This is a genomic window from Microbacterium sp. NPDC087591 (genome assembly GCF_044743625.1).
GTDB lineage: Bacteria > Actinomycetota > Actinomycetes > Actinomycetales > Microbacteriaceae > Microbacterium.
The window spans coordinates 1,481,355-1,494,901 of the sequence record NZ_JBIUWU010000001.1 but is presented as its reverse complement, the minus strand read 5'-3'; the positions used below and the strand labels follow the sequence as shown (position 1 = coordinate 1,494,901).

At 69.8% G+C, this 13,547-nt stretch carries 14 protein-coding genes; 9 read left to right on the top strand and 5 right to left on the bottom strand.

The window, feature by feature from the left end; genetic code table 11:
* Position 1 precedes the first annotated feature (1 nt).
* Positions 2-964 (bottom strand): carbohydrate ABC transporter permease, encoded by a 963-nt coding sequence (locus ACIOVG_RS06975; RefSeq protein WP_400870722.1) that lies wholly within the window; start codon positions 962-964, stop codon positions 2-4.
* A gap of 32 nt (positions 965-996) precedes the next feature.
* The gene (locus tag ACIOVG_RS06970; RefSeq protein ID WP_400870719.1) at positions 997-2,244 is read right to left on the bottom strand and encodes an extracellular solute-binding protein; all 1,248 of its coding nucleotides are present in this window, start codon (positions 2,242-2,244) and stop codon (positions 997-999) included.
* A 360-nt stretch (positions 2,245-2,604) separates the two neighbouring features.
* Between ACIOVG_RS06970 and ACIOVG_RS06965 the strand changes: the two genes are divergently transcribed.
* The 5 genes from ACIOVG_RS06965 to ACIOVG_RS06945 are packed head-to-tail and all read left to right on the top strand — an operon-like array spanning position 2,605 to position 7,131.
* A complete protein-coding gene (locus tag ACIOVG_RS06965) occupies positions 2,605-3,501 on the top strand; it encodes an SIS domain-containing protein (RefSeq protein ID WP_400870716.1) in 897 nt (298 codons plus the stop codon).
* Between the two features lie 25 nt (positions 3,502-3,526).
* A complete protein-coding gene (locus ACIOVG_RS06960) occupies positions 3,527-4,519 on the top strand; it encodes an ROK family protein (RefSeq protein ID WP_400872698.1) in 993 nt (330 codons plus the stop codon).
* Positions 4,516-5,460, top strand: a complete 945-nt coding sequence (locus ACIOVG_RS06955) for a 1-phosphofructokinase family hexose kinase (RefSeq protein WP_400870714.1) — start codon at positions 4,516-4,518, stop codon at positions 5,458-5,460. Before ACIOVG_RS06960 ends, ACIOVG_RS06955 begins: the two co-directional genes overlap by 4 nt.
* Positions 5,457-6,314, top strand: coding sequence for a ketose-bisphosphate aldolase (locus ACIOVG_RS06950; protein ID WP_400870711.1), 858 nt, complete (start codon positions 5,457-5,459; stop codon positions 6,312-6,314). The genes ACIOVG_RS06955 and ACIOVG_RS06950 overlap by 4 nt, the downstream gene beginning before the upstream one ends.
* Positions 6,315-6,351: 37 nt before the next feature.
* Positions 6,352-7,131, top strand: a complete 780-nt coding sequence (locus tag ACIOVG_RS06945) for a DeoR/GlpR family DNA-binding transcription regulator (RefSeq protein ID WP_400870708.1) — start codon at positions 6,352-6,354, stop codon at positions 7,129-7,131.
* Positions 7,132-7,145: 14 nt separating this feature from the next.
* On the opposite strand, the gene ACIOVG_RS06940 is transcribed toward ACIOVG_RS06945, so the two are convergent.
* Positions 7,146-7,604 carry a GNAT family N-acetyltransferase gene (locus ACIOVG_RS06940; RefSeq protein ID WP_400870705.1) on the bottom strand — a complete coding sequence of 153 codons (459 nt, stop codon included), beginning with the start codon at positions 7,602-7,604 and terminating at the stop codon, positions 7,146-7,148.
* Between the two features lie 125 nt (positions 7,605-7,729).
* On the opposite strand from ACIOVG_RS06940, the gene ACIOVG_RS06935 reads away from it, so the two are divergent.
* A complete protein-coding gene (locus tag ACIOVG_RS06935; protein WP_400870702.1) occupies positions 7,730-8,068 on the top strand; it encodes a hypothetical protein in 339 nt (112 codons plus the stop codon).
* A 175-nt stretch (positions 8,069-8,243) separates the two neighbouring features.
* Here ACIOVG_RS06935 and ACIOVG_RS06930 read toward each other — a convergent pair whose 3' ends face one another.
* Positions 8,244-8,840, bottom strand: coding sequence for an AAA family ATPase (locus tag ACIOVG_RS06930; RefSeq protein ID WP_400870699.1), 597 nt, complete (start codon positions 8,838-8,840; stop codon positions 8,244-8,246).
* A 97-nt stretch (positions 8,841-8,937) separates the two neighbouring features.
* On the opposite strand from ACIOVG_RS06930, the gene ACIOVG_RS06925 reads away from it, so the two are divergent.
* The 3 genes from ACIOVG_RS06925 (at position 8,938) to ACIOVG_RS06915 (ending at position 10,784) form a co-directional block, all read left to right on the top strand.
* A complete protein-coding gene (locus ACIOVG_RS06925) occupies positions 8,938-9,330 on the top strand; it encodes a VOC family protein (RefSeq protein WP_400870696.1) in 393 nt (130 codons plus the stop codon).
* 87 nt (positions 9,331-9,417) lie between these two features.
* Positions 9,418-9,795, top strand: a complete 378-nt coding sequence (locus ACIOVG_RS06920; protein WP_400870693.1) for a MerR family transcriptional regulator — start codon at positions 9,418-9,420, stop codon at positions 9,793-9,795.
* Between the two features lie 44 nt (positions 9,796-9,839).
* Positions 9,840-10,784 (top strand): aldo/keto reductase, encoded by a 945-nt coding sequence (locus tag ACIOVG_RS06915; protein ID WP_400870690.1) that lies wholly within the window; start codon positions 9,840-9,842, stop codon positions 10,782-10,784.
* Between the two features lie 283 nt (positions 10,785-11,067).
* Here ACIOVG_RS06915 and ACIOVG_RS06910 read toward each other — a convergent pair whose 3' ends face one another.
* On the bottom strand, positions 11,068-13,491 hold the full coding sequence (locus ACIOVG_RS06910; RefSeq protein WP_400870687.1) for a CHAT domain-containing protein: 2,424 nt from the start codon (positions 13,489-13,491) through the stop codon (positions 11,068-11,070).
* Between the last annotated feature and the right edge of the window lie 56 nt (positions 13,492-13,547).

Sequence of the window (13,547 nt, the reverse complement as noted above, 5' to 3'; positions counted from 1 at the left end):
ATCAGACCTCCTTCATGGGCTTGACGACCTTCACGTACGCCGCGACGATCAGGATCACGATCAGGAAGGCGACCACCGACAGGGCGCTCGCGACATCGACCTTCTTCTGCAGCTCGATGTACTTGAAGATCATCGTCATGATCGTGTCGGCGCCGTATCCGGGGATCGACCCCGTCATGACCTTGAGGATCGGCAGCGAGTTGAAGACGTTGATGATGTTGATGAGGATCGCGACCGCCAGCGCACTGCGCAGCTGGGGCAGCACGATCGACCAGTAGGTGCGGGTGGCTCCGGCGCCGTCCATCTTCGCGGCCTCCAGCGCATCGGCAGGCACCGCCTGGAGTCCGGCCAGGATCGTGTAGGTCGTGAAGGGCAGCGACACGAAGATCGCGATCACGATCGACCAGATGAACGCGGTCGTCGGGTTCTTGGTCCAGCCGTAGCCGACCGAGTCGGACGAGAGTCCGATGTCGTAGAGGAACTTGTTGAAGACCCCGAAGTACGGCTCGAGGCTGTAGTAGAACACCATGGTCGTCATCACGACGGATGCCGCCCACGGCACGATCACGGCCATGCGCACGATCTGTCGGCCGGGGAAGGCCTTGTTCAGGATCTGCGCCAGTCCGAGCGAGATCACGACCGTGAACAGCACGACCGAGACGACCCACACGATGGTGCGGAAGAAGATCGGCCAGAACTCCGTGAAGGCGAACACGGTGGCGAAGTTGTCGAAGCCCACCGAACCCTTGTCGAGGCCCGAGAGCGAGATGTCGCGCGTGGAGTTGTAGAACATCACACCCGCGGGGAACAGCACGACGCCGATGATGAGCACCAGCGCCGGTGCGATCCAGGGCAGCGCCTGGAGGAGGTCCTTCGCCCGCGACCGTCCCCGGGGGGTGTCGGGGGTGCGGGGGCGGCCGGTGGCCGCCCCCGCGAGGTTCGAGGACTGTGTCGTCTGGCTCATTCGTGTACCCGAACCTTCCCGATCGGCAGGCCTCAGCCTGCGTCGACCTGCGCCTGGATCTGCTTCAGCACGTCAGCGGCAGGCTGGTCCTGCAGCTGGCCGAACAGGGACTTGAACGCACCGTCTGCGGCGGACCACTTGGCGTTCGTCGACGGGTAGAACTGCGCGTCGGGCAGCACGTCGAGGAACGGCTTCAGGGCTTCCTCGCCGGAGAGCTGCTCTGCGCCGGACTTGGTGACGGGGAGGAAGCCTTCGGCCTGCACCCACGGCACGTACACGTCGGCCGAGTAGTAGTAGTCGAAGAACTTGGTGATCGCGTCCTTCTTGTCGTCGTCGTTCTGGAACGCCATCAGCTGGTCCATGACGCCGAGCGTGAACGGCGAGCCGTCCTTGGTCGGGATCGGGACGATGGAGTAGTCCAGGTCGGGGTTGCCCTCGGCGATCTGTCCGACCGTCGGCGGCAGGCCGACCTGCATGCCGATCTTGCCCTGGATGAAGATGTCCATCAGCGGCGACCGCTGCGTCGAGCCGGGGTCGGCCTGGGTCGCACCGGCGTCGATCATCTTCTTGATCTGCTCGGCGCCGACGAGGTTCTCGGGGGTGTCGATCGTGATCTCGGACGCGTCGCCGAACGAGCCGCCGCCGCCCCACAGCCACACGGCCGCCTCGGCCTGCGCCTCTTCGGAGCCGAGCGGCATGCCGTAGCCGGCCACCCCGCCGCCGAGCGCGGACACCTTGGTGGCGGCGTCCAGCAGGGAGTCCCAGTCGGTCGGAGCCTCGACACCCGCCTGGTCGAGCAGTGCGTTGTTGACGAACAGGGCGCGTGCCGACGCGATCAGCGGCAGCGCGTAGGCCGTGCCGTCGACCTCGGCGTTCGCGAGGAACGACTCCTGGAAGTCGGAGTAGACGTCATCCGAGACGACGTCCTTGACCGGGTACAGCAGCTCGTCGCCCACGAAGCCGGCGAACGGGCCGCCGTTGTAGATGTCCGGTGCCTCGCCGGCCTGGATCTTGGTGGAGACGACCTTCTCGAGGTTGTCCCACGACTGCACCTCGAGCTTGACCTTGATGTCGGGGTTGGCCTTCTCGAACCCCTCGATGACGGTCTCCCAGTTCGCCTTGGTGCCGTCGGAGTAGCTGGGGACAAGCAGGTCGAGCGTGGTCGACCCTCCGGCATCGCCGCCGCTGTCGCCGGTGGATCCGCCGAAGCCGCACGAAGCGAGCGTGAGTGTGGCGGTTGCCGCAAGAGCGACAGCGCCGAATCGCAGTGACTTCTTCATGTGTGTTGCATTCCTCACTGTGTGTGTGGGTTGCCGCTCCGTCGGACGGGTGCCACTCGGATGAGGAGTGACTCCGCCGTTCGGTGGAGGGGGCGCGGGGCACAGTCGCAGAGCACTTCACGCGACGGTGCGTGGTGATCGGTCCCGCCGGTGGCGGTCGTGATCGTTCGAGTCGGTTCGACTCGAGTCCTCGATGTCGATGGGGCGTGGCACCGAGGCGGTGGAACTTGTTCGATTATTTGTCAGGCGAATAAACAAATCAAGAAAATCCTCTAGTGGATATCCATGAGCGCCATACTATGATCGACTTACGGCTTAAACAATCACAATCACGCAAAGATTCTTGAGAAAGGCACTCCGATGACGGAATCGTCGCCCGGCGCACACATGCGCGAAGAGCTCACCTCCCAGCCCGAGACGTGGGCGGCAGCCGCTGAGCTGCGCGATGCACAGGCCCTCCTCCCGGCTGCCGGAGCGCGCATCGCGGTCGTCGGATGCGGCACCTCCTGGTTCATGGCGCAGTCCTACGCCGTGCTGCGGGAGACGGCCGGTCTGGGGGAGACCGACGCGTTCACGGCATCCGAAGCCTTCGTCGACCGCGGCTACGACGCCGTCGTCGCGCTCACGCGCTCGGGCACCACCACCGAGGTGCTCGAACTGGTCGAACGCATCAAGGGACGCATCCCCACCATCGGCGTCATCGGCGACCCGGAGTCGCCCCTCGTCTCGCTCGTGGACGAGGCGGTGCTCCTGCCGTTCGCCGACGAGAAGTCGGTCGTGCAGACGCGCTTCGCCACCACCGCGCTCGCGTTGTTCCGCGCCTCGCTCGGAGAGGACCTCACCGCCGCGATCGCCGATGCCTCCGCCGTGCTCGCCGCTCCGGCCGACGACGAGCTGCGCGACGCCGACCAGTACACGTTCCTGGGGCGCGGGTGGACGATCGGCCTCGCCCACGAGGCGGCGCTGAAGATGCGCGAGTCCTCGCAGTCGTGGACCGAGTCCTACTCGTCGATGGAGTACCGTCACGGTCCCATCGCGATCGCGGCTCCCGGCCGTGTGACGTGGCAGTTCGGCGCGGCTCCTGAAGGGCTCGAGGCCCAGGTCGAGGCGACAGGCGCGCGCTTCGTGCAGCATCCGATCGATCCTCTCGCCGAGCTCGTCCGCGTGCACCGGGTCGCCCTCGACCGCGCGCTGGCGCGGGGCCTGGACCCGGATCAGCCCCGCAACCTCACGCGATCCGTCGTCCTGGACGCATGACACAGGCCCGCGACCGGAGCCGATGATGACCAGGTCTGACCCCGCCGCCGATGTTCCCGACGTCCTGCGCGACGCATCGGGAGAGGCGCTCACGGCCGTTCGCGGGTTGGGCGCCGGCGTGCCGGTGCTGGCCTTCGACGTGGGGGGCACCGACATCAAGTCGGCGCTGTTCGACGCGCACGGCACCGCGCACGGCCTGCGCCGCACTCCGACGCCGATCGTCGAGGGAGATCGCACCGAGGCGCTCATCGCACGTCTCGGCGTGCTGGCGGAGGAACTGCGCGCGGCGCATCCCGGCATCGAGCCGCAGGCCGTCGGCCTCGTCGTGCCCGGGATCGTGGACGCGGATGCCGGGCTCGGAGTGTTCGCCAGCAACCTCGGCTGGCACGACTCCCCGCTGCGCGATCTCGCCAGCGCCCGTCTCGGGCTGCCGGTCGCGTTCGACCACGACGTGCGTGCGGCGAGCTGGGCCGAACGGCTGCTCGGAGGTGCGCGCGACTACGAGAACGCCGTGGTGCTCGTAATCGGCACCGGGATCGCCGGCGCCCTGCTCGTGGGCGGCGTGCCGTACACCGCCGGCGGGTATGCCGGGGAGATCGGGCACTCGCCCGTCGCCGAAGGGCCGATCTGCGCGTGCGGCGCGCGAGGATGCCTGGAGGCCGTCGCCTCGGCAGGAGCCATCGCGCGCCGCTACCACGAGGCCACCGGGGTCGCTCCGGACGGGGCGAAGGACGTGATCGCCCGCGCGGCAGCCGGCGACCCCGCGGCGAGGGACATCTGGAACTCCGCACTCGATGCGCTGGCCCTCTCGCTCGCGCAGCTGACCGCCGTGATCGCCCCCGAGGCCGTGGTGATCGGGGGCGGACTGTCGCGCGCCGGCGGTGCCTTGTTCGACGAGCTCCGCGCCCGCCTCGCCGCCCGGCTGAGCTTCCACCGCCTGCCCGTGCTCGTTCCGGCTGAGCTCTCCGGCAACGCCGGACTGCTCGGGGCAGCGCTGCGGGCGCGGGAGGTCGCATGATCCTCACGGTCACACCGAACCCCGCTCTCGACCTCACCTGGCACGTCGACCGGCTCCGCGTCGGCGACACGCATCGCGCCGACGCCGGTGCCGTGCGGGCCGGAGGCAAGGGCCTCAACGTGGCCAGGGTCGCGCACGCGGAGGGGGCAGCGGTGCGGGCGATCACGACCGCGGGTGGGCGCACCGGAGAGGAGTTCGCGGAGGAACTCGGCCGCAGCGGGGTGCCGCACGCGCTGGTGCGGGTCGCGCAGGACACGCGTCGCAGCATCGCGATCGTCGATGAAGCCCTCGGCGACACCACGATCATCAACGAGCGCGGCCTCACCCCGAGCGACCAGGAGTGGGCGGACCTGCTCGCCGCCCTGGTCGACGCCCTGCCGAGCGCGCGCGTGCTCGTGATCTCGGGCAGCCTCCCGCCCGGCGCTCCGGACGGCTTCGTCCCGCTGCTGATCGCGGTGGCGAAGGATGCCGGTGTGCCGGTGATCGTCGACACCTCCGGGCCCGCGCTGCTGCGGGCGGCCGATGCCGGCGCCTCGGTGCTCAAGCCGAATCGCGCCGAGCTCGCGGAGGCCACCGGCATCCTCGACCCTCTCGACGGTGCCCGTGCGCTGATCGAGCGGGGCGCCGAGCTCGTGCTGCTCTCGCTCGGTGCGGCGGGGATGCTGGCCGTCACGGCATCCGCACTCGTGCACGCCCGCCTCGATGACCCCCTCTCCGGCAATCCGACCGGCGCCGGTGATGCGGCGGTGGCCGCGTGCGCCGTGCTGTACGCCGAGGGAGAGCGCGACCCCGAGGTGATCCTGCGCCGCGCGACCGCCTGGTCGGCGGCAGCCGTGCTGATGCCCCTCGCCGGCGACATCTCCCCGCAGTGGCCGGCGTTCGCCGAACAGCTGCGCGTCTCGCATCCCGACCCCGAATCCGTCCGGAAGGACCTCTCGTGACCCTCGTCTCCGCCCGTGAACTCGTCGCCGCGGCATCCGCTGCCGGTCGGGGGATCGGGGCCTTCAACGTGATCCATCTCGAGACCGCCGAGGGGCTCGTGCGCGCGGCAGAGCGTGCACAGCTGCCGGTGATCCTGCAGATCTCCCAGAACTGCGCCGACTACCACGGAGGGCTGGAGCCGATCGCGCTCGCGACCCTCGCCGTGGCCCGCCGCGCGGCGATGCCGGTGGCGGTGCACCTCGACCACGCCGAGCGGCCGGAGCTGGTCGATGAGGCGATCGCCCTCGGGTTCGGCTCTGTGATGTTCGACGGTGGCGCGCTGCCCTACGACGACAACGTCGCGCTGACCGCTGCGGTCGCGGCCCGTGCGCACGCGGCCGGGGTCTACATCGAGGGCGAGCTCGGCGAGGTCGGCGGCAAGGACGGTGCGCACGCGCCCGGTGTGCGCACGGATCCGGACGAGGCGCGGGCCTTCGTCGCGGCGACCGGTGTCGATGCGCTCGCCGTGGCCGTCGGGTCGTCGCACGCCATGATCGACCGCACCGCCGCACTCGACCTCGACCTGATCGCCCGGCTCCATGCCGCGCTGCCGGTGCCGCTGGTGCTGCACGGATCCTCCGGTGTGGCCGACGACGTGATCGTTCAGGCCGTGCGCGCCGGGATGGCGAAGATCAACGTGTCGACGCATCTGAACGGGCACTTCACCCGTGCTGTGCGTGCGGTGCTCGCCGACGACGAGCGTCTGGTCGACTCCCGCAAGTACCTTGCTCCGGCGCGCGAGGCGCTGGCCGAGGAAGCCGCGCGGCTGCTGCGTCTGTTCGCCGGTGCCGGGGACGATACGGTGGCGGGATGACACCCTTCGCGCACACGGCATCCGTCCGGGGGCGGCGTTGAAGCGCGCCGCCCGGCTGAACGCGATCCTCGACCTGCTGGCCGAAGCCGGAGAGGTGACGGTCGATGATCTGGTCGAGCAGTTCGGCGCCTCCGCCGCGACGACGCGTCGTGATCTCGACTCGCTCGCGGAGCAGCGGCTGCTCACCCGCACGCACGGCGGCGCGGTCGCACAGGCCGTCGCCTACGAGCTGCCCATCCGGTACAAGAGCCACCTGCGCACGCACGAGAAGGCGGGCATCGCCCAGGCCGCGGCCGGCCTCGTCGCACCCGGCATGGTCGTCGGACTCTCCGGCGGCACCACGACCACCGCGATCGCCGCGGCGCTCGCCGCGCGCGACGACCTCGCCTCCGGCGCCGGCATCACGGTGGTCACGAACGCCGTGAACATCGCCGCCCAGCTGGCGACGCGCCCCGACATCAAGGTCGTCGTCACCGGCGGCGTCATCCACTCCCGCAGTTACGAGCTCGTCGGACCGTTCGTCGAACAGCTGCTGCGCGGGGTGCGCCTCGACATCGCCTTCATCGGCGTGAACGGCATGGATGCCGAGTCCGGCGCGACCACGCATGACGAGCGCGAGGCGGCCGTGAACCGCATGATGGCCGAGCGCGCCCGCCGCGCGGTGGTGGTCACCGACAGCAGCAAGCTCGGCGTCGTGGCCTTCGCCGCAGTCGGCGGCGTGGACCTGTTCCCGACCGTGCTCACGGATGCCGGAGCGGATGCCGGTGCGGTCGCCGCGCTGCGGGACGCCGGGCACGAGGTGCTGCTCGCGGGGTGAGGGTGGGTCTGCGCCTACAGATCGAAGCGATGAGGGATGACGCCGTCACCCTCGCGGTAGGGGACGAACCCCATGGCCGAGTAGTACGCCAGAGCGGGCGCGCTGTCCGCACCGATCGTCGCGTCGATGTGCCGCAACCCGGCCGCTTTCGCCGCTGACAGCGAGATGGCGAAGAGGCGGCGCCCGATGCCGCTGCGTCCGGCGTCGGGATGGATATGAGTGCCGATGATCCCCCACCCGACGAGCACGTCGTAGGGATTGTCGGGCCACGCGCGCTTGAGCGACTGGAATCCGACGACACGGCCGTCCTGCTCGGCGACAGTGCACGCGACCGTGTGCTCGACACCAAGGTAGCGCTCTGTGATCAGTGCGACGTCGACCGGACTCTGCCGGAGCCCCGCGCGATGGATGGCGTTCTGCACCTCGGCCATGTCCTCGGCGTCGGTCGGTTCGGCAGGCCGGAATTCGATCACGGTCCAGCTTCTCATCCGTCGGGAGTTCAGGAGAAGCGGGCGGCGGGCTCGACGGCCCGTTCGTAGAGCAACTGCGGTGCGACGTGCGCCTCGACGACCGTCGCCCAGCAGGTAGGGTGACCGTCATGACGGCGCCGGTGCACAAGAGCCCCACCTCCCGCGCTTTGGCCCTCGGACTTCTGGTCGTGCAGGTGCTGGTGGCGGGAGCGGCGGGCTACTGGGTGCTGATGCAGACTTTCCTCGTCGCGGGATGCGGAGATGCGTGTGTGTACGACGTCGTGTCTGGAGCGTGGCGGGCCCAACTGTGGGTAAGTCTGGGAAGCGTCGTGCTGTCCTGTGTGCTCATCTTGGTCTTCTCCGCGCGCGGCAAAGTCACCTGGTGGGTTCCCACCGTGGGGATCGCCGTGGTGGTGATTACGACCGTCGTCGCGACGATCGCTATCGGCGGCGCAACGCGCGTCTGAGGTCTGCGGTCAGCTCGCCGAGCGCGAGACGTCGGAGAGCTGCGCGATCCACTCGACGGCGGATCGTGCGAGCCGGCGAGGTACTGCCGCGTGGTCGCTCGCACGGCATGCAGGAGATCTCGCATTATGAAGGAGCGGATGCGGCGGCGCGGCCCTTCACGATGCGAGATCTCCTTCATTGATCGCGCGTGTCCTCCAGTCGGTCTGGCAGGTGTGGTGCGTCCGCGCTGTCCTCCCTCGTTTCGAGAGCTGCCAAGCCGACGTCAGCGATGATGCGTCTGGTCACGTCAGCGAGGGATTCGTCCGGGCCTATCCGGCCTTCGTCGACGAACGTGAGCGGCTGCCATCCGTCGAACCATTCGCGCATCTGTTCGGCGGTGAAGGCGTGGCGCAGTTCCCGGCCTTCGTGGCGTCGGACCGTCTCTTCATATCCGACATCGAACTGGTAGATCCGTGTGACCCCTCGATGGTCTCTCCACAGCTGTTCCAATCGACTGGCATAGTCGCGGAGGTTGAATACGCCATCGAGGATGACGTCATACCCGAGGTCGAGTGACTGGCGCGCGGCCGCATCGACGAGTGCTGCGGCATCGGCGGATCGCGACTCCTTCTCGCCCCCGGCCAAGAGTTCGCGTCGGAAGTAGTCCTGATGAATCACTGCAGTCTTGGGGCGGAGCAGTGGGCGAAGCGCCGCCGCAGTCGTCGTCTTCCCTGACCCGGAGTCGCCGCGGAGGATGATCAGGCGGGTGCTGGCGGATCCGATGGCTGCCATGCGTCCAGTCTCACAGCCGGCGTGCTCGTGTTACGTCGAAGAGCTTCTCCTGTGAGACCACATGCGCAGCAGAGCGCACACCTGAGAGACTCGAAGAATGGCCGGGTTCCATCATGTCGAGATATGGGTCGCTGACCTCGAGCGGGCGCTGGCCGAGTGGGGGTGGCTCCTGGAGCAGGTGGGCTTCACGCGCGAAAGCCAGTGGGCCGAGGGGCAGTCGTGGGAGGCGGGAGGCGCCTATCTCACCGTCACGACGTCGCCGAACCTCAGCGGTTCGATCCATGAGCGGCGAAGTCCGGGGGTGAATCATCTGGCATTCACAGGCGGCGCGGCCGAGCGAGTGGACGCGATCATGGATGCCGCCCCGGAGCATGGGTGGCATCCGCTCTATCAGCATCGCTACCCCCACGCGGGTGGGCCCGATCACTACGCCGGGTGGCTGGAGAACTCCGACGGATTCAAGGCGGAGATCGTCGCGCAGCTCGGGTGAGCGAGAGCGATGCTGAGTTGCCCTGGAGCGCGCGCCAGGGCTCAGAATCGGAAGGGGAACCGATCGTGCACGAGAAGGGGGCTCCTCATGTCAGACACACTCACTCCGCAGGCGACCGCTGAACGGGCGGGCGTCTCGCTCGACACGCTCCGCTACTACGAGAGAGAGGGACTGATCGGGCCGATCGCGCGCACGGCCGGCGGGCATCGCGCGTACGGCGACGACGATCTGTTCTGGATCGGACTGGTGACGTGCCTGCGGGACGCCGGGCTGGGGATCTCCGAGTTGCGGGAGTTCACCTCCCTCCTCCGCAGTGAGGGCAGTGCCTCGGACCGCGTCGCGTTCCTCCAGGGGCATCGGCGGGAGCTTCAGGAGCGGAAGACGCGCATCGACCTCGCGCTCGGCGTGCTGGATGACAAGATCGCCCACTACAGCGAGCAGTCGACCGACGTGCACCGCGGTTGAGATCGGCTTGACCTGGAGCGCGCTCCAGCATCCAGCATCGAAGCATGACCGCACAGCTGCACACTCCTCAGATCATTCTCGGGACCATGGATCACGGCACCCGTGTCGACGAATCCACCGCATTCCGACTTCTCGACCGCTTCGTCGAAGCCGGCGGCCACTGGCTCGACACCGCTAACTGCTACTCGTTCTGGAGCGACCCGACCGGTCTGGGCGGTGCCAGCGAACGCACGCTCGGAGCCTGGATGCGGGCGAACCCCGGCGCGCGCTCGACCATCGGCCTCGCCACCAAGGTCCGACAGGACCCGTTGGTCGCCCACTCGTGGCCGGAGAGCGCGGAGGGCCTCTCGGCTGACGCCATCAGGGCAGGACTCGACGGCAGCCTCGAGCGTCTCGGGGTCGATCACGTGGACCTGTTGTGGGCCCACGCGGAGGACCGGTCGGTCGATCTCGCCGAGACCGTCGCCGGCTTCGGTGAGGCGGTGGCTCAGGGGCGTGCCATCCGCATCGGCGCGGCCAACCACGCGTCCTGGCGGGTGCAGCAGGCGCGTGAACTCGCTCGCCGGCAGGGAGTGGCCGAGTGGTCGGCGCTGCAGCTGCGACACTCCCTCGTGCAGCCCCGCCCGGGTACCACGGTCCCCGAAGCGGGCCACAAGCTCCTCCAGCCGGACGACCTCGACTTCGCCCGGTCGGAGGGCCTCGCGCTCTGGTGCTACACACCCTTGCTGATGGGCGGATACACCCGCGCGGATCGCCCGTTCTCCGACGGCTACGCCCACCCGGGAACGGAGCGGGTGCTGCGTGTGCTCGACGAGGTCGCGCGCGAGGTCGGCGCGACACCGAACCAGGTCGTGCTCGCCTGGCTGATGAGTCAGGGGATCTCTCCCCTGGTCGGGGCGAGCAGGGTGGAGCAGATCGACGAGGCGATGGGAGCGCGGGAGGTCACGTTGTCGGCGCACCAACTGCGACGATTCGCGGAGGCCCGCTGAGCACGGACCTCGTCAGCGCGGCGGGGGATGCCGGCGCCATCGCCACACGCAACGAAGGCCTCGGCGTCCCCACAACGCCGAGGCCTCGCGAGCGCGTCACGGCTGCATACCGCTGCACACTCTGAGCAGTTGGTGTCCACGTCGTCTCGCACTCCCCAGTGCGCGAGACTCCGCGTTGACTGCGCCTCCCTTGCGCCCCGACTCTCCGAGGCCCTCCGCATGACACCTTCCGAAGAACAGGAGCGCCGACCCTCCGCGGTGATACACCGAATGGAGAAAAAGTTCAGAATCCGCTGCCGTGGCACTGGAACGGCGCGCGATGGCCGGTCGAGACGGATGCCGCGGCCAGAGCCGCAGCGGGGGTCGCACCGCCCGCGAGTTCGCCGTGCACCGCGCTGAGCAGCTCGCACGCCACGTCATCCGGCACCACCACCGGCGCCGCGATCACGCAGCGCGTTCCCGCATGCAGCCACACCCGCGTCATGCCGAGGGCCTCTTCACCCCACCGCACCGAGGAGCGGCCGAGCTCGCATGCCGAGAGGATCACCGTGTCCGGCACGGTCGGGATCAGGTCGACGTCGTAGCCGAACAGGGTGCCGTCGGCCAGCTCGAAGCCGGAGAACAGTGGGTTGTCGACCGCGTGGCGGCCGTGGGCGGCGATGTGCAGCAGGTCGCTCGTGCCGGCGAGGGTCGTGACGGCCGAGACGGTCGCCTCCGGTCCGTACAGCTGCACCGGGGAAGCGCCCCACGCTGCGGCAGCCTGGCGGATCTCCTCAGCGGCGCGCGGCACGCGAGGGCCGGCGGCGAATCCGATGCGGGCGCCCTTCTCGCCGGGACGACGACGATCGGCGCTCCACCGTGAGACCGAGGTCGCGAGCGTGAACGGGGTGCCGTGCATGCCGGGGAGCATCGCCCAGGGCACTCCGGCGAGGATGCCGGGCGAGGTCACCACCAGCTGCCGCGCCGATCCCCGCACTGGTGCGAGGAGTTCGGCATCGAGCACGGCCAGGCGCGCGTCGAGCGAGCGGGCGATCACCTCGGCCATCGGTCCGCCGCGCGTGAGGGCGGCCACGTCGAGGTCGGCGCGCAGTCCGTCCAGCGCCGACTGCACGCGCGACAGCGACAGGTCGACGATGCGGGCAGCGGATGGCGTCACCACGACGCAGTGCAGCGCAGCGCCGGTGAACACGTAGGCGAGCACGGCGGTGTCCGCGTCGAGCAGGGCCGTGGTCTCGGCGAGGTCGACGCGTTCGTTCGTGCCCCTGGAGCCGGTCGAGGACCACTGCCGTTCCCGCACCCGATCCCGCAGTACCCGCACGCGGGCGTCGGTCGTCCAGTCGTGACCTGCGAGGTCGGCGCGCAGCATCCGCAGTTCGGCGAGATCCGTCGCGAGCGCGTCGTCGTGCGGAGGGCGCAGCGGCGCGACCTGCTGGCTCAGATGCCGTGCCCGCTCGGACCAGGCGAACAGCGTCTCCGGATCGCGGGTGCGCGCGGCCGCCGTCAGCCCGGCGAAGACGAGCTCGCTCCCCTGCATCGCCACGGAGGCCTGCAGGTCGAGCGCGCCGAACGACTGCTGCCACCCTGCGAGCAGATCGAGCCCTTCGGCTGCGGCGTGAAGGGCGTCGCGGGGGCGTCCGGCCGAGGCGGCGCGCGCGGCCCGTACCTCGTGCACGCGCAAACGCAGCGGCGCGGGGGCGTCGTCGGCGACGGTCGGGAGCCGTCCCCCGCCGTCTCGTCGTGCGCTGAGGCGCAAGGCCGTCGCCTCGGTGCGCAGCCCGGCGCGATCGAGTGCCGAGGCCGTGCGCCTCACCTCGTCCTCGCTCGGGCGCCGCCGCGAGGTGCCGCTCAGCCGGGCCTCCAGCCGCACGGCGTCGGCCCGTGCCTCCCACCCGGCGCTGCCCAGCGCAGCGAACCGGCGCGCCGCGGTGCGTGCTGCGCGCTCGGCGGCGGTCACGTCGTGGCGCAGCAGCGAACGGGCGAGATGCAGCTCGGCCTCTCCCCGGGCCTGCCGCATCCGCTGCGCCCCGAACTGCACCGCGACCTGGCCGAGCAGGGCTTCTGCTTCGGTGGTGAGACCCGCATCGCGCAGCACCTCGGCACGGTCGAGGTCGCTGATCGCCGCCGACAGGTCGCTCATCTCCGCGAGGGTCGGACGGGAACGGGTCATGAGAGCCAGCGCCGTGACCAGGTCGCCGCCGAGCAGCGCCGCGTAGCCGAGGTTGTGACGTGCCTCCGCGAGAGGTTCATCGTCGCCGTTCGCCTCGTACACGGCGACCGCGCGCTGCAGATCGGCGACGCACGCCTCGAGCCGATGCTGCTGCATCCGCAGCATCGAGCGGTTCATGAGGCAGTTCGCGAGCTCGGTCGTCTCGGCGCTCATCGCCTCGATGGAACGCGTGAGCATCGTCTCGGCCTCTTCCAGCCGCCCGGAGTGCATCAGCAGCGTGCCGAGCTGTCCGCTGAGCACCGCGACCGTCTCGTCGGTCAGTCCGTCACGGTCGAGGGCCTCGCGGCAGAGGCGCTCGGCCTCGGCAGGCTCTCCGGTCTGCGCGAGCACATACGCCCGGGTGCCATCGATGCGGGCGCGCAGGTCGGGGTCATCCGTCCGAGCGGATGCCGTCGCCAGCGCACGCCGGGCCGCCGCGAACCGTCGGGAGTTGGCCGCTTCGACCCCGCGCCGGTGCAGCTCTTGTGCGGACAGGGGCATCGTCCCAGAATGCCGTGCCCCGCGCCCGGGCGGAAGAGCCGGGGACTTGTCCGGGC

Coding starts and splice junctions, on each gene's coding strand:
- ACIOVG_RS06975 (WP_400870722.1), bottom strand. CDS start 964: ATGAGCCAGACGACACAGTCCTCGAACCTCGCGGGGGCGGCCACCGGC.
- ACIOVG_RS06970 (WP_400870719.1), bottom strand. CDS start 2,244: ATGAAGAAGTCACTGCGATTCGGCGCTGTCGCTCTTGCGGCAACCGCC.
- ACIOVG_RS06965 (WP_400870716.1), top strand. CDS start 2,605: ATGACGGAATCGTCGCCCGGCGCACACATGCGCGAAGAGCTCACCTCC.
- ACIOVG_RS06960 (WP_400872698.1), top strand. CDS start 3,527: ATGACCAGGTCTGACCCCGCCGCCGATGTTCCCGACGTCCTGCGCGAC.
- ACIOVG_RS06955 (WP_400870714.1), top strand. CDS start 4,516: ATGATCCTCACGGTCACACCGAACCCCGCTCTCGACCTCACCTGGCAC.
- ACIOVG_RS06935 (WP_400870702.1), top strand. CDS start 7,730: ATGACGGCGCCGGTGCACAAGAGCCCCACCTCCCGCGCTTTGGCCCTC.
- ACIOVG_RS06930 (WP_400870699.1), bottom strand. CDS start 8,840: ATGGCAGCCATCGGATCCGCCAGCACCCGCCTGATCATCCTCCGCGGC.
- ACIOVG_RS06925 (WP_400870696.1), top strand. CDS start 8,938: ATGGCCGGGTTCCATCATGTCGAGATATGGGTCGCTGACCTCGAGCGG.
- ACIOVG_RS06920 (WP_400870693.1), top strand. CDS start 9,418: ATGTCAGACACACTCACTCCGCAGGCGACCGCTGAACGGGCGGGCGTC.
- ACIOVG_RS06915 (WP_400870690.1), top strand. CDS start 9,840: ATGACCGCACAGCTGCACACTCCTCAGATCATTCTCGGGACCATGGAT.
- ACIOVG_RS06910 (WP_400870687.1), bottom strand. CDS start 13,491: ATGCCCCTGTCCGCACAAGAGCTGCACCGGCGCGGGGTCGAAGCGGCC.